The following is a 15,375-nucleotide window of genomic DNA, read 5'->3' on the forward strand; positions in this document are numbered from 1 at the left end:
CTGCCGCCGAAAAACGGAAAGCCGAGTCATCCTGAGCGATAGACAAAGCGATTCCAGGGAGCGCTGGCGTGCTCTTTGTGGAGTGGCAAAGCTACCGACATAGCCTCGAGTCATTTTCCAATAACTGTTTCATCCTGTGCCTCGACTCAAAAAGCTGGAGCTAAATCAACACGGGAATAGTTGCCGAGGTCCGGGAAAAATAATGACTCTTCGAAACCTATGCAATCGGTAAAAAGGGGGATTTCTCAAATAATCCGCAAATTATTTGAAGAAGCACAGTAATTAATAGGTTCGTAAACTGCACATTTGCGAACAATGATTAAGTTTGTTTCCACAAAACCAAACGAGTGATTTTATTATGAAGTCTTCTAAATTTCATTTCAACGGTAAGACCGGGATCGCCGGTATTATTCTACGGGCGTCGGTTTCTCTTTATCTGGCAGGGATCGTCGGCATCGCCCAAGTCGATACGGCACAAGCCGCTCGATGGGGCGGGGGCGGCGGAGGCAATACTGACAGAACGGCGCCTACCGTTCCTACCGGGCTCACGGCCACCGCGGCTTCTTCTTCCCAAATCAATTTGAGCTGGAAAGCCTCCTCGGACTCGGTCGGCGTTAAAGGCTACAAGGTGTACCAAGGCGGCGCTCAAATCGCAACCGTCTCCAGCACTTCTTTTTCCAACACGGGACTTTCTCCCAGCACCACTTATAAATACACTGTCGCCGCATACGATGCTGCGGGCAATACTTCAGCACAGTCCTCATCGGCCAGCGCCACCACTTCCTCAAGTTCCGGCGGCGGTTCCGGCGGCAGCGCCGACGGCGTTCCTTCCGGCGTTCCGGCGGGCATCTATTCGATTGACAATGTCGTCGATCAGCCGTTCGTTGACGGCGTGCTTGTTCGGATATATTGGGATAAAAGCGAACCCCAAGAAAATCAATATTCTTTTACCAATCTAGACTCGACCGTTCAGAAGGCCATATCTCTGGGGCAATCCGTCACTATAGCCCCCATGGTAATGGCTGTTCCGACCTGGCTGGAATCGAAATGCGCTACTTATAACGACCCTCAATTCGGTAAAACCTGTGTACCCTGGGACGCCACGGGCCTATCCGCTCTGCAAAATTTCATCAACGCTCTGAGCACGCATCAAATCAACGGAACCGCGATAAAGGATTTAACTTCGGTCAGGCAGATTAATGCAAGCCTCTTAGGCATGCAATCCGTGCGGTTGACGACAACCTTTAGCGGCTACTCTGCGTCAAAAATGAAAGACGCGGCGATCACCACAGCCGGCTATTGGGCTAGCGCTTTCCCGAAGAAGAACCTGTATTTGGGACTTTTCGACATTACAGACAACACCAGCAACCCTTCTACGACTGAAGACATCCGCGATACTTTACTAGCTCAGTACGGCTCCGTCATGAGTTTTTTCCAGGAAGTAATGACCGGCTCCGCACCTCAAACCAACTCGATTTTAGGCGAGAATCTGCTGCCTGCCGTAGGCAAAACCGGCATCATGCTCCAGGCTTGCGGAGAATGGTCGAATCAAAATTCCTGGTCTTATTGTAATTTTCCGAAAGGCGACACGCCCAGCGCCGGCATGAGCAATGGATTTAATAATTACAAAGCGACCTATTTCGAATTCTACGACACGGATTTGAACAACAGCAGCTATTCGTCCCAATTCCAGCAATGGCATGATACTTTAAAGCCATACATTCCATAAATTCAGTACCTTCCCCCAATATAAGTACCTACTATCCGCGCGCTCGCAATGAACGCGCGTTTTTTATCCGAATTAAAAAATTCGGGATTCCTTCTAATTGATCCGTCACCGAAAGACGTTCCAGTTTCAAGTGGTGTTTTTTAATCGGTTAGAACCCTCTGCCACAGTGCAATCGGTTATTTTAATGAGCATGGGAACCAAGCCGAGATAGGGGGAACACCTACTGAACGCCGTGCCGATCAACGTACCTGTCTCAACCTGTCCGGGCATTCGGACAATGCCGGCCATGATGCGGTCGGCAATTCCTGAAACGGCGCGGCAAGTGTCGGAGCTGGTTCAGAGGTTGATTACCCCTCGGGGCGTTTCCGATCTTTGATGGCAGCGTACAGAATAAACGTTATTGCAAGCCGATAAGTGAACGGCATACGCCTGCAAGCCGAAGAACTTCACAGCCAACCGAAACAGTTACCGGCCCAAAAGAATTGACAATGCGTCAAAGCCTGCTCGCAACGTAATCACCTCGCGAGCTGTTATCCTGTCTGGATCAAAGAAAGTTTAAACAGCCGCCCTGCAAAGATTTTCTATCACGCTAGGGCCGGCTTGTTTTCAGACTCTTTACGAGCCGAGTTGCGTAATCCCGGAATTAAGACTTGTTCGAGAAGATAGCGGCAGCTTGTAACAAAAACACCGGCCAAAAGCCGGTGTCTTGCAAGTGAACGGGGACATAAATCCGTTACTACCCCATGCGTGAATAAAATTTCTTAGCTCTTGGCCGACAACGCCTCGGCGTTGCGTTTCGCCAGTCCGTCGATGACTGCGGCGAGCGAGCCTTTGGCCTGGACTTCGTTGGTGAAGGTGGTGCGGTAATTGGTCACCAGGCTGACTCCTTCGATCAGGATGTCGTAAGCTTTCCATTGGCCGTTGCTCAGGAACATCCGGTAGTTGACGCCGACCGGTTGAATGCCGGGCTGCAACACCTCCGTTTTGACCACGACTTTCGTTGCGCCGGGCTCCATTTGCATGGGCAGGAAGCGCACCGACCACTCTTTGAACTCGATAAAGGCTCGCGAGTAAGTTCTTACCAGCAAGGTTTGAAATTCCTGCTTGAAACGTCCGCGCTCTTCCGGGGTGGCAGTTTTCCAGAGCTTGCCGAGCACCAGCGCAGAAATCCGATCAAAATCGGTATGCGGATAAATGACTTCGTTGACAAATTGGGTAATTTGTTTGAAATCTCTGGAGAACCCGGGATTCTGAAGCCGTTTTTGCAATTGATCCGAGGCACTCTGAATGGCTTGCTGCGGCGGCAGCAGGTTTTCGGACATCGCTCTGTTAATCGGCAGCAAAGCCATTAACAGCGCAGATAAAATAAATACTGCAAATTGCTTAGTTTTCATATGACCCTCATTTATTCAAACTAATGTGTGTTGACCGTTTTAGGGTATCAGCAAGACTCTTTCCTGATACAATGTTTTCCTGGGAACCCAGCGATCGAAAAAAGATCCCGGACCACCAAGATTCTGATTTTTTCTAAACCCAAGGTTATGGATAAGATGTCCTATCATACCATTAATTTCCCTCGTACACGCATGAGAAGAATGCGTTATAATGATTTTTCCCGCCGTTTGATGCGCGAACACCGTCTTTCCGTGGACGACCTGATCTATCCGATGTTTGTCACGGAAGGCTCGGACCGGAAGGAGCCGATTCTTTCGATGCCCGGAATCGTCCGATTGTCTCTGGATTTGCTGCTTGAAGAAGCGCAGGAAATTTCCCGCCTGGGCATTCCCGCCATCGCCCTCTTTCCCGTCGTTTCGCCGGAAAAAAAATCCGAGACAGCCGAGGAATCCTACAATCCGGACGGATTGGTCCAACGCAGCGTGCGGGCCTTGAAAAAAACCGTTCCCGATCTGGGCATCATCACCGACGTCGCTCTGGACCCTTTTACTTCCCACGGCCAGGACGGGCTGATCAATTCCGAAGGGTATGTACTCAATGACGAAACCATCGACGTGTTGTGCCGGCAAGCGCTGTCGCACGCCGAAGCCGGAGCCGACATCGTCGCGCCGTCGGACATGATGGACGGACGCATCGGCGCGATCAGGCGGGTATTGGAAGCCGAAAAGCATGTTAACACGTTAATTTTAGCCTACTCCGCCAAATATGCTTCGAGTTTTTACGGCCCTTTTCGAGACGCGGTGGGCTCGGCCGGCGCCCTGGGAAAAGCCGATAAAAACAGTTATCAAATGGATCCGGCCAATTCGAATGAAGCCTTGATCGAGATTCGGCTAGACTTACAGGAAGGCGCCGACATGGTCATGATCAAGCCCGGCCTGCCTTATCTCGACGTCATCCGAAGAGTCAAAGACCGTTACGGCGTGCCTACTTTCGCCTACCAGGTCAGCGGCGAATACGCCATGCTGAAAGCCGCCGCTCTGAACGGCTGGCTCGATGAAAAACAGGCCGTTCTGGAATCCCTGCTCGCTTTCAAGCGGGCCGGCGCCGATGCCGTTCTGACTTATTTTGCCAAGTCCGCAGCGCAATGGCTGCAACCCTGATTCCATGATGAAACCCGCAGAGTGCGGTGCGTAACGGCTAATTTTCAAATCCAAATTGCACTAATCCATAATAAAAAAATACAGAGGGAGCCCGTCCTATGCCAGAAGAAATGATGAATCCGAAAAGAAAGTTCCAGATTGAGGAAGGCATTCTGATCCTGCTGCTGATCTTGTCTCTGACCGGTATTTTCATTAATGATTTTTCTCCTGCCGACGGCTACGGTTACTGGATCGTCATGGTCTTCGTCTTTGCGGTGTTCGCCATCATCATCGGCTGGCTGCAATCGAAACATCGAAGCGAAGACATCAAAATCATCCTGAGCGAACAGGCCCTGCACTGGACGGCGTCCCTGCTGGTGGTCGGGGGGGCGTTTCTGGTGCAAAAAGCAGCGGGATCGACCGACACCGGCCTGCTGATCTTGCTGATCCTGTCGCTGGCAACCATCCTGGACGGTTTGCGCGTCGGCTGGCGCTTCAGTCTGGTCGGATTGTTTCTCGGCACCTCGGCGGTCATTGCCTCCTACACCGAGCATTTTTTCTGGATAGAATTACTGATTGCCGTTTTTATCGTCACGGCAACCATTTTATGGGAAATCTGGACCGAAAAATGAGCACCAACACAACTTCGATCGATCGTTACGCCGTATTCGGCCATCCGATCAAACACAGCAAATCGCCCCGAATTCACCGGTTGTTCGCCGAACAAACCGGGCAGTCGCTGCATTACGAAGCCCGGGAGGTAACACCGGAGCAGTTTTTATCCGCGGTGAACGCTTTTTTTGCCGAAGGCGGCAAGGGATTGAACTGCACGGTACCGCTCAAGGAACTGGCTTTTGCCTTTGCCGGCCGCACGACGCCTCGCGCCGGTTTCAGCAAAGCCGTCAACACCCTGGCCTTACAGCCGGACGGCAGCATTCTCGGCGATAATACCGACGGCCAGGGGCTGGTGACCGACCTGGTGCGCAATCATGCACTCAATCTTGAAAACACGAAAATTCTGATTCTTGGCGCCGGAGGGGCCAGCCGGGGAATCCTCGGTCCTCTGATCGAGCAAGCGCCGGCGGAGGTTGTCATCGCCAATCGCACGACCGGGAAGGCCGTCGGTCTGGCCGCGGAATTCGCCGAACTCGGCGCAATCCGGGGCTGCGGCTTCGACGACCTGAACGGTTTGGAATTCGACCTGATCCTGAATGCGACTTCCGCCAGTTTAAGCGGCCAATTGCCGCCTTTGCCGGAAAATCTGCTGGCCGAACACGGCAGTTGCTACGACCTTGCGTACGGCAACGAACCCACCGCCTTCGTGCGTTGGGGCCAAGCGCATCGGGCCGTGAAAAGCCTGGACGGATTGGGCATGCTGGTCGAACAGGCGGCGGAAGCTTTTTATCTCTGGCGCGGAGTCCGCCCCGAAACTCGTCCCGTGATCGAATGGCTGAATGCCGAAAGAAATGATCGCGAGTTTCCTTAAGGCTGAGCTTTCAGCCCTGTTTCAGATACTCGTCCTTCAAATGGATATAATGCTGAGAGGAATATTTCAGAAATTCCTTTTCGGTTGCGGTCAAAGGGCGCGCTTGCTTGGCCGGGGAGCCGACATAGAGATGCCCGCTTTCGAGCTTCTTGCCGGGAGTCACCAGCGCGCCGGCGCCAAGCATCACATAATCTTCAAGCACCGCGTCGTCCATGATGACGGAGCCGATGCCCACCAGACAATAATTACCTATCGTGCAGGCATGGACGACGGCTCGATGGCCGATGGTCACGCCTTTGCCTATCGTTAACGGATAGCCTCGATCGTTGTATTTGCCGTAATGAGTGACGTGCAAGACCGAGCCGTCCTGAACGTTGGTCCCCTCGCCTATCGTAATGGCTTCGACGTCGCCTCGGATGACCGTAGACGGCCAGATCGAGACGTCGTCACCCAGAGTGACGTCGCCGATCACCGTTGCCTGAGCGTCAATGTAGACTCTCTCGCCGATCACCGGCCGCTTGTTGTTAAACGTTCTGACTGACACGAAAATAACCCGTTTTCTCGGAAATTGTCTAATAAGAAGATGACGGAAAAAGTTAAAGGTTCAAACCAGTCCCCGAAAACCGGGTCCCGTTCGATTCAAGTTGCAAGGCGACCTTCGAGCCGGGCAGCGCCTCGCGCGAAGGAGGCTGTCGTAAAAGTCAATACAGAACTCTCTCCCTCGGGGAGAGGGCAGGATGAGGGGATATAAATCAATGTCTTACTTTATTTATTCCCCTCACCCCAACCCTCTCCCGCGGGGAGAGGGGGCTTTTACGACGCTCTCCAAAGGTTGCGGAATGGTCTATTTGTCTTGATAAATGCCGACCGCTTATTTCGGTTCTTCCTTGGACTTCTCGGGCGGGGTCGTTTCTTTCGGCTGATCGGCGGCCGCTCCCGCTTCCGTACCGGGCTTGACGACTTCGGCTACGGCCTCCTTGGCTTTCTCTGCCGCATCGGCCGCAGCGGATTTGGTAGCGTCGGCCGCATCGGCTGCGGCTTCTTTCGTTTGCTCGACCGCCGCGGCTCCGGCCTCTTTGGCGCTCTCTACGGCTTGGGATGCCGCCTCGCCGGCAGTGCTTGCAGCACTTTTCGCCGCTTCGGCCGCTTCAGTAGCCGCACCTTGCGCCGCGGGCGCGGCTTCCTGAGGCGCATTCGAAGCCGCGGTTTTGTCTTCCGACTTTTCACAGCCCGCCAACAACGCCAGCCCAATTAAACCGGATGCAATCAACTGTGTAGTTTTCATGTGTCGTTATCCTCAATTAGTTATTCTATTGTTTGAATTGCGAAAGAACTGTCACGAACAATAACATACCAATAAACTTTAAATATTTCTAATAAAGTTTCAATATTTATGATATTTCCCCCTTCAAAAAAATAGACTACGGTTTGTCTCACCTCAGTCGAAACCGGCTTCTTCAATGTTCATCGCGTTAAAAACGTCCGTTGAGAAGTCAGATAAGAGCTCTGAAAAAGCCACGTCTCGCTCGGTTTCAAAATGGGGAAAGCCCCCGGCAGACGCGCCGGCTCTTGAAAACGGCTTTGCTGGAAACGCTCAGGCCGCGCCGCAGCAACGCTTGTACTTTTTGCCGCTTCCGCAGGAGCACGGGGCGTTCTTGCCGAGATTGGTATTCAGCCCGACTTTGGCGATCGATTTCACTACGCCGTCCAGATAATACCAGCGATTGGCGTTTTTTATAAACCGGCTGATTTCGTGCAGCGCGTATTCTTCGCCCTCCTGGATGAAATAGGCCTTAAACTCGACCAGCCCTTTGCCGTCTTTAGCGCCGCCTTTTTTGGTCTCGATAATTTCCAGTTTATGCCATTCGGCTTTTTCCCTGGAAAAATCGATCGTCTCGGGACATCGGCCGGCATCCCAGGTATTCGAAAGATAATCGGCGTTCCGCATGGCATAGGCGGTAAAACGCGAACGCATCAACGATTCGGCGGTAACGGGCAAAGTTTGGCCGGAATGGAACAGCCCGCAGCATTGACCGTAAGCCAAACCGGAGCCGCACAGGCAGTCTTCGGAAAAATCAGTCATCATCAAAAAATATCGTCATTCCCGGCTTCAGCTTTGAATAAAGCAACCGGGTTCTAGTACCCACGTAACGTATTAAGAATACCGCTGCAAATAACTTTTCTCATGGCTTCCACGCTCTGCGTACCCATAGGGCATTAAGATGGGAACCGCGATGAAGTTATTGGTGACCCTATCCAAAACGGGAGCCGCCGCATCAAAAATACTCGGAAAAAGAGTTCATAATTTTTCAATGCATTGTAATTGATGAAAATTTGAAGCTCAATCGCTTCGGTGATATTTGCAATTCAGCCGCTAATGACTGCCGGAGGCGAATTGAGGTATCAAGACCGTCCTGGCCTTAATGAAATAGGTAAATTTATCAGCTTTGAGATTCGATTTTATTACCGTGATTCGTCCGGTAATTTTTGCAACGAACGAGAAATATTTACAGGATAAACCTGAGTCAGCAGAAATGATTTACCGGCAGGAATTAATAACCTAATGATTTTCAATACTTTTCAAATCAAATAGCATTTTGGCCTACAAATTGCTTTAAATTGAGGCATCGACTTTAAATAACTTACTATTTTAATAAAGATTCGACGGGTTTCGGCGATGATTTGGGTTGAGCCGATTGCGTGAAGCGCTATTAACCAACTCTCAGTCCGGCCGATCAGAAACCTGCGAGTGTTCTCATCAGTTGTTCATGGGACATGTCTGATGGACATAACGCTGTTCCTTCTTTAGAAGAGGCCAAACCTTATGCCTAGACACAACTTATTGATTAACGCCTTGCCCGACGAGGTGTTCGACCGGATCCGGCCGCACCTGGAACCGGCGCCGATGCCGACGGGCGAAGTGCTGTACGAATCCGGCGATGCCTTGTGTTACGCCTATTTTCCCACGACCAGCATCGTCTCCCTGCTGTACGAGCTGGAGAACGGCTCGTCGGCCGAAATCGCGGTGGTCGGCAACGAAGGGATGATCGGAGTCGCTCTGTTGACCGGCGGCGGCACCATGCCCCACCGCGCCGTGGTGCGCAGCGCGGGCGACTGCTACCGCTTGAAAGGCAGTTTGTTGAAGAACGAATTCAATCGGGACGGCGTGCTGCACCAATTGCTGCTGCATTACATCCAGGCGTTGCTGACGCAAATCTCGCAGACGGCGGTGTGCAATCGCCATCATTCGATCGACCAGCAGTTGTGCCGCTGCCTGCTGTTGAGTCTGGACCGGCTGCCGTCCAATGAGGTGGTCATGACTCAGGAACTCATCGCCAACATGCTCGGCGTACGACGGGAAGGCATCACCGAAGCCGCCGGAAAATTGCAGGAAGCCGGCTTGATCCGCTACAGCCGCGGGCATATTACGATCGAGCACCGGGAGGGTCTGGAAGAGCGGGTGTGCGAATGTTACACCGTGGTCAAACAGGAGTTCGACCGATTGTTGCCTTGCCGTTGTCCGCTCAATCCCGCCCGCTCCTCTCTGGCCCTGGCAAGAGCATGATCCCGAAGACCGGGACCGGCGCGTTATGAAGGAATTGGGAGTCTTGTGGTTCTTTCTCTTCCATGATCCATGGACCACAGACAAAAGCCGCTAGCGGCTACGACCGTGGGTTGGCGCCCACCTGAATATTTGAGTTTTGAAAAACATCGGTTTGAACGTCTCGGCAATTGTTTAAAGCGTTCGGGGGGTTGATATGAAATTCTGGCAATTTTTGGCTAGCTTCTGGATCTTCTCAGGTATTTTTCTAATGACGGACACGGCAGAATCCATTGCGCATATGATGGGCTTTAATGATCATCAGGCCTCCGTTTCATCGGTAAAAACTCATTCGCCCGTGGCGCTCTGTGACTTTTTGATCAGGAGTTCGGGCACGACCGTCACAGCAACATGGCGTCAGTCCGTCGAAGCGTGGCAGCCCAGCGACTTGTCGCAAGCCGGGTATTGTACAGAGCAGCAGCCCAGCGTCCGTACGTTCACGGCGCGCTTGAGAGGCTACCGTAAATTGCCCGGACCGGATCCGGCTGCCTGGACGACGGCGCCGATTCAATCGGCCGCCGCCGGGATCACGGTCTTTGCCCAGGCCCGGCGCCCCTCGGCATGAAAGTATCGGAGTCGGCAGTTATCCGGGCACGGAGGGGTTATCGGGTCTGGCCTTTAATTTGTTGTAAAGCGTCTTGACACTGATGCCGAGCATTTCCGCCGCCGCTTCCTTATTCCCCGAGCAATACTCGAGCGTCACATCGATGAGCCTGTTTTCCATCTCTGAAATAGTCATCCCGGCGGTGATTTCCCTGCCTCTTTTTGACTTGGCGCCGACCGGCAGAGGACAAGCATCCAGTATGCATTCGGCCGTGATTTCGTCATCCGCCATAATATACGCTCGATGCAGGGCATTTTTCAGTTCCCGTACGTTGCCCGGCCAGTGATAGCTGTTCATTTTTTCGTAGGCATCCGGAGTCAAGGTCTTTTTCTTCTTTTCCGATCGGCACAAGTCTTCCAGGAAAAAACTGGCCAGAATGTCGACGTCGCCTTTACGGTCTCTTAAAGGCGGCAGGCAGAGTGGAAACACCTGAAGCCGGTAAAGCAAATCTTCTCTGAGTTTGCCTTCTTCAACGGCCTCCATGGGGTCGCGATTCGTTGCGGAAATAATGCGGACGTCGGTCTGCACCAGCGTGTTTCCGCCGACCGGCAAAAAAGCGCCCGTTTCCAATACCCTCAATAGCTTGGCTTGCATTTCGATCGGCATTTCAGTGACTTCATCCAGAAATAAAGTGCCGCCCGAGGCCTGTTCGAAATAACCTTTACGATCTTTCGTCGCGCCGGTAAAACTGCCTCTTTCGTGCCCGAAAAGTTCGCTTTCAATCAACTGCGGAGAAATGGCGCTGCAGTTGATGGGCAAAAACGGATTTTTTCGCCGGGTACTTAAGTCATGAATGGTCTGCGCGACCGCTTCCTTTCCGGTACCGCTTTCGCCGATGATCATCACCGAGGCGATCGAAGGAGCGACTTTGGCTATCTGGTCGTACACTTCCTGCATGGGTTTCGAAGTGCCCCACAGCTTGCCGAAGCGTCCCAGGTTTCTCAACTCCTTGCGCAGTTGATCAATTTCATCTTTCAGATCCCCGGTTCTCGGAATCTTGGCAAGAATATTTTTCATGCGCTGCAAACTGACCGGTTTGGTTAGATAATCTTTAAAGCCAAGGCGCAACGCTTCGACCGAAGTTTCCAGGCTGGCGAATCCGGTCATCAAGATCATTTGTACATTGGCCGGCGCCGGCTCCTCGCCGAAGATTTCCAGACCTTTGCCGTCAGGCAACATCAAATCGGTCAGGATAACGTCGGGCATGCGTTTTTCAATTTCCGCTCTCGCTTGCGCCAGGTTGGCGGCGGCGGCAACGACAAACCCTTCTTTCGCAATGATATGTTTCAGCGCCATGGCCGAATCGACGTCGTCATCAACTATCAGTATGAAAGGCATGATATCAATAGGCATTCATGTGTTTAACTTAAAGGCAGACCGACATGGAAAGTTGTGCCCAGGTTGATGCCGGGACTCTCGGCACGAATCGTTCCATCATGCAATTCAACCAGTTGCCTGGCTATGGTCAGACCCAATCCCAAGCCGGTATTATTTCCATAGCTATGAGTCGGCGCCTGCAAGTAACGATCAAATACGTAAGGCAATAGTTCCGCCGAAATACCGATGCCGTTGTCACATACGGTAATCTCGGCATAAGGCTTATCCTTGTCCCCGCGGCGGTCGGCTCGAATCTTGACCCGGCCGTGTTCCTGGGTAAATTTGATGCTGTTGCTGATCAGATTGCTAAAAATTTGTTGCAAGCGATCCGGGTCCGCCTGCAGGATAAGTTCGGCGGCGTCATGAGAGAACGACAAAGCGATGTGCTTCTTGTCCGCGACCGGTTGCTGAGCCGTCACGATGTCCTTCAATAAATCGACAAGATTCACGGTTTGTTTGTACAGCTTGATCGTCCGGTTTAAACCGCGGGTAAATTCAACCAGATTGTTCAATATATAGCTCTGCTGCCGGATGGACCGCTCCAGGGCCTCGATGCCGGTCTTAAGGGTTTCCGGATCGGTATCCGGCGATTTGAGGATGTCGATCCACAAGAGCATCGAATTGATCGGGCCGCGCATCTCGTGAGATACCATGCCCAAAAATTCGTCTTTACTTCGGTTGGCGGCTTCGGCCTGCTTGCGGGCTTCCAGGGCGAGGGCCAACGACAACCTTTCCTGTTCGTGTTTTTTTACTGCACAAACGTAACGAATGGCTCGGTCAAGAATTCGGCTGTTGATTTCCGCCTTCACCAGAAAATCACTGGCGCCTTCCTGCATGGCGGTTAAATCGATCTGTCGGTCGGAATGTTCGGTCAATAAAATCATCGGCACATTCAAACCTTCGGACAGAACTTTGCGGATAATCTCGATACCCGTCGTTCTTCCCAGGCGGTAATCCAGAAGACAAACATCGTAATCGTTTTTAAGGTAAACCAGTCTGGCCAGAGCGTCTTCGGCGTTGTCAACCCATTCCAGCTCATAATCGGTGTGCTCGATTTCGGCAAGTAAATCCCGAGTGATAACGAAGTCGTCTTCGTCGTCTTCAACTAAAAGAACACGTAAAGGGCGCAATGGATTTTCCCGAACATGACCTTACGACAACAACGCGTACTCCACCCAGTATTTTTTAATTGTCGTCATTGCGGACACCATGTCTTCAAAGGTCACTGCCTTTGTTATGTAAGTATTGGCGCCGATGTCGTAACACGCGGAGATATCCTCCGGCGCCGTCGACGTGGTAAAAACGACCACCGGAATCTTTCGCAGCAGGCTATCGGATTTGATTTCTTTCAGGGCTTCCCGGCCGTCTTTTTTCGGCATGTTCAAGTCGAGCAGAATAAGATCCGGTATCCGCCAGTTTTTGAAGTCCGCGAATTTTCCGCGCCGATTGAGATAGTCCATCAGGTCTTCGCCATTCTCGACAAAACTGATGTTCTGGCTGGAAAACTTCGCTTCGTTCAACGCTTCTTCAATCAATAGCCGGTCGTCGGCGTCGTCATCGGCAAGCAGTATGACGTTGACGTGCCTGTTTTTGCTTTGATGGTTCATAAATTCAAGCCTATGAGATCATTAAAAATGAGTATGGATGTAAGGATTTCTTGATTTTTTATTGCTGTAAAAAATCTTGTAGCTTAAATTTAAAAGCCGATAAGCTTTAATATGTCCCGATCAAGAAATAAATCAGCCAACATTGAAAGTGGGCATTGCATAATCTTTGTTTATTTATCGTTTTTGCAATAATCCGGACCACGAACTCTACCGTTCGGATAGCCGGGCATAGTCCGTTCAACGGCTTTTTTCGCTTTTGTTCGAAATCCGGATCCGCAAAAACGGACGATTCCGATCAATAATCTCCTCTTGCGTGCAGCCTGTGTCAACTGCTCATTGGCGCATTCGGCAAAAATTCCATAAAAATTTCCATAACTTGATTAAGAGATTGAGTTAATTTCACCGAATACGTTCATAGTTTTCTACGTGCCGCGTATTGTGCATGGGGATTTTAGCTTGCAACCTCCGACTCTTGCAGGGCAGGAAAGCCGATCAAAAAGGTTGTCCCCTGCCCTGAAGGCGCCGGCATAATCCGGATAAAGCCTTGATGCCCTTCGATTATTTTCCGGCAAACGGCAAGTCCGATGCCTGTCCCTTCGTACTCATTTTTGGTATGCAGGCGCTGAAAGGGTTTAAAAATTTTTTCCTCGTATTGCGGATCGATGCCTATGCCGTTGTCGGTGACGGCAATTTCATAAAATTCCGGCGGCGGTTTTCCTGTTTCAAAACCGGTCTGGTTGTGCCAGTTGACCGTGATTTTAGGCGGTACGTTCGGTTGATGGAATTTCAGTGCATTACTTAAAATGTTTTGTAATAACTGTCTCACCTGAACAGGATCCGCCTGTATTTCCGGCAGGTTGCCGATGCAAATTTGCCCCTGGGTCACCTCAATGCTGCCTTCAAGATCGCTGATGACTTCATCCACCTGCTCATTGAGGTCTATGAAAACTTTATTAACCATCAGGCTGCTTGAGGACACTCTGGAAAACTGTAGCAGGTCGTTAATGAGGGTATGCATCCGTTTCGCAGCCTTCTGCATGCGTTCAAGATAATCGCGCGACGTTTCGTCCAAAGCCGCGCCCGATCTGGTTTTCAGGCGGTCGCCGAAGACCTGGATCTTGCGCAGAGGCTCCTGCAGGTCGTGCGAAGCAATGTAAGCAAACTCCTGCAGCTCCCGATTGCTTCTTTCCAGTTCTTGCGTTCGGTCTCCGACTTTTTCTTCAAGAGCGTCTCGCGCCTGCGCCAACTCCTCAATCAGATCTTGTCGACGGCGCAGATCGACGTAGATCAGGTAATATGAAAAAATGATCAGTGCTGTCGTCAAGGCTGCGCCAATAAACAGACCCCGTAACGCGAAATCCTTGCTATGGATCGAATCCTTCCGCCGATCTTTCAACAACTGTTTTTCACTCTGACTGATTTTTTCGGAAAGCCGGTTGATGTCGTCGTTGATTTCGAATTCGGCCTGTTGAATCAGAGCTGGCGTGGGTACTTTATATCCGTTTTTTTTAAAGATCGCTATCGTGTCCTGAAATTCCTGCTTTCGCTTGTCCACGAGATTTCTCAGGGTGTTAACTTCTTTTTTCCGAGAGGGGTTGTCGGCAACTAGAGCGGCAAGTTGGTCGCCATGTTTCTCGATCTCGTTCAACGCGTCGTAGAATTTATCCAGATACCGACTGTCGCCGGTAATGATATAGCCTCTTTTTCTGCTTTCCGCAGCCCTGACGTCGGCAAGAAACTGCAAATTCTTTTCGATCACTTCTTGGGTATGAAGCACCCAATTGTAATCCTCGATAAGCCCGCTGATTGCTTTGTAAGAGATAAGGGTCGTGGCGATCAGGCAGCAAAAAATCAAGACCAGCGTCCATACGGAAGAAGACCTGACAAGCTGATAGGCTACTGGATTCTGCCTGGCCATTTTTTTCTCTGTAAGCGGAAAAATCTGACTCATTGATTTACATCAAGGAGAAATAAGAAGCGTGAAAGCCCGCCGCCAATCGGTTTGACTCCATGTGAGCAGGAGATGAAATGGAATTGAGCGATGGACTGAGAGTGATTCTAAAAGGTCATTCGGGACGGGACAAGTGACGATCGGATTTGTTTTGCCGGCATGCCGTCGGCTTGACAATGCCGTTCGGCCAAATCCAGAATCGAAAGAAGCGTTTTCCCGCATCCGTAATGAATAATAATCAAATCTTTGAAAATTATAAACAATTATTTCATCGGGACTTTTATCCCAGTTATACACAAATCCTGTGGACAACTTTGTGGATTAATTGTTCTGTCAGCCGCTTAAGTACGGTTTTTATTACATTTTTATTAAATTGGCTAAAAAGGAAGCATATTCACAACCTATTTGTAATCAATAACTTAAGTAATGACAATGAATCAGGACGACTTCAGGTCCGGCTTGATAAGTCATTGATTCCGGCTGTGC

Annotated in this window: 14 protein-coding genes; 6 read left to right on the forward strand and 8 right to left on the reverse strand. The window is 50.9% G+C overall.

All coding sequences use genetic code 11. The annotated features are described in order from the left end of the window. Positions 1–358: 358 nt before the first annotated feature. Positions 359–1,729 carry a fibronectin type III domain-containing protein gene (locus A3OW_RS0107710; protein ID WP_020562854.1) on the forward strand — a complete coding sequence of 457 codons (1,371 nt, stop codon included), beginning with the start codon at positions 359–361 and terminating at the stop codon, positions 1,727–1,729. Positions 1,730–2,490: 761 nt separating this feature from the next. Here A3OW_RS0107710 and A3OW_RS0107715 read toward each other — a convergent pair. Further along, a complete protein-coding gene (locus tag A3OW_RS0107715; protein ID WP_026223410.1) occupies positions 2,491–3,123 on the reverse strand; it encodes an MlaC/ttg2D family ABC transporter substrate-binding protein in 633 nt (210 codons plus the stop codon). A gap of 147 nt (positions 3,124–3,270) precedes the next feature. On the opposite strand from A3OW_RS0107715, the gene hemB reads away from it, so the two are divergent. From hemB to aroE, 3 genes are all read left to right on the forward strand, one after another. Next, a complete protein-coding gene (hemB, locus tag A3OW_RS0107720; protein WP_198291296.1) occupies positions 3,271–4,284 on the forward strand; it encodes a porphobilinogen synthase in 1,014 nt (337 codons plus the stop codon). 98 nt (positions 4,285–4,382) lie between these two features. Continuing rightward, on the forward strand, positions 4,383–4,895 hold the full coding sequence (locus A3OW_RS0107725) for a hypothetical protein (protein WP_026223412.1): 513 nt from the start codon (positions 4,383–4,385) through the stop codon (positions 4,893–4,895). Continuing rightward, positions 4,892–5,749: a shikimate dehydrogenase gene (aroE, locus tag A3OW_RS0107730; RefSeq protein ID WP_026223413.1), complete on the forward strand. Its 858-nt coding sequence runs from the start codon at positions 4,892–4,894 to the stop codon at positions 5,747–5,749. The genes A3OW_RS0107725 and aroE overlap by 4 nt, the downstream gene beginning before the upstream one ends. A 10-nt stretch (positions 5,750–5,759) precedes the next feature. Here aroE and A3OW_RS0107735 read toward each other — a convergent pair whose 3' ends face one another. The 3 genes from A3OW_RS0107735 to A3OW_RS0107745 all read right to left on the reverse strand — a co-directional run bounded on the left by A3OW_RS0107735 (position 5,760) and on the right by A3OW_RS0107745 (position 7,835). After that, the gene (locus A3OW_RS0107735) at positions 5,760–6,293 is read right to left on the reverse strand and encodes a gamma carbonic anhydrase family protein (protein WP_020562859.1); all 534 of its coding nucleotides are present in this window, start codon (positions 6,291–6,293) and stop codon (positions 5,760–5,762) included. A 327-nt stretch (positions 6,294–6,620) separates the two neighbouring features. After that, positions 6,621–7,034, reverse strand: a complete 414-nt coding sequence (locus A3OW_RS24405; protein WP_020562860.1) for a hypothetical protein — start codon at positions 7,032–7,034, stop codon at positions 6,621–6,623. A 309-nt stretch (positions 7,035–7,343) separates the two neighbouring features. Next, positions 7,344–7,835, reverse strand: coding sequence for a YchJ family protein (locus tag A3OW_RS0107745; RefSeq protein ID WP_020562861.1), 492 nt, complete (start codon positions 7,833–7,835; stop codon positions 7,344–7,346). A 738-nt stretch (positions 7,836–8,573) separates the two neighbouring features. On the opposite strand from A3OW_RS0107745, the gene A3OW_RS24410 reads away from it, so the two are divergent. Continuing rightward, the gene (locus A3OW_RS24410; RefSeq protein ID WP_051091795.1) at positions 8,574–9,314 is read left to right on the forward strand and encodes a Crp/Fnr family transcriptional regulator; all 741 of its coding nucleotides are present in this window, start codon (positions 8,574–8,576) and stop codon (positions 9,312–9,314) included. A gap of 247 nt (positions 9,315–9,561) precedes the next feature. Continuing rightward, positions 9,562–9,915 carry an IS66 family insertion sequence element accessory protein TnpA gene (tnpA, locus tag A3OW_RS26345; protein ID WP_020562863.1) on the forward strand — a complete coding sequence of 118 codons (354 nt, stop codon included), beginning with the start codon at positions 9,562–9,564 and terminating at the stop codon, positions 9,913–9,915. An 18-nt stretch (positions 9,916–9,933) separates the two neighbouring features. Here the strand turns inward: tnpA and A3OW_RS0107760 are convergent, their stop codons facing one another. The 4 genes from A3OW_RS0107760 to A3OW_RS0107775 all read right to left on the reverse strand — a co-directional run bounded on the left by A3OW_RS0107760 (position 9,934) and on the right by A3OW_RS0107775 (position 14,889). After that, positions 9,934–11,292, reverse strand: coding sequence for a sigma-54-dependent transcriptional regulator (locus A3OW_RS0107760; protein ID WP_026223414.1), 1,359 nt, complete (start codon positions 11,290–11,292; stop codon positions 9,934–9,936). A gap of 23 nt (positions 11,293–11,315) precedes the next feature. Next, positions 11,316–12,461 (reverse strand): hybrid sensor histidine kinase/response regulator, encoded by a 1,146-nt coding sequence (locus A3OW_RS0107765; RefSeq protein WP_020562865.1) that lies wholly within the window; start codon positions 12,459–12,461, stop codon positions 11,316–11,318. 21 nt (positions 12,462–12,482) lie between these two features. Further along, entirely contained in the window at positions 12,483–12,938 is a 456-nt protein-coding gene (locus A3OW_RS0107770) for a response regulator (RefSeq protein WP_020562866.1), read from the reverse strand. A gap of 451 nt (positions 12,939–13,389) precedes the next feature. Further along, positions 13,390–14,889, reverse strand: a complete 1,500-nt coding sequence (locus tag A3OW_RS0107775) for a sensor histidine kinase (protein ID WP_020562867.1) — start codon at positions 14,887–14,889, stop codon at positions 13,390–13,392. Positions 14,890–15,375 lie beyond the last annotated feature (486 nt).

It is taken from the genome of Methylosarcina fibrata AML-C10, assembly GCF_000372865.1.
Classification (GTDB): domain Bacteria; phylum Pseudomonadota; class Gammaproteobacteria; order Methylococcales; family Methylomonadaceae; genus Methylosarcina; species Methylosarcina fibrata.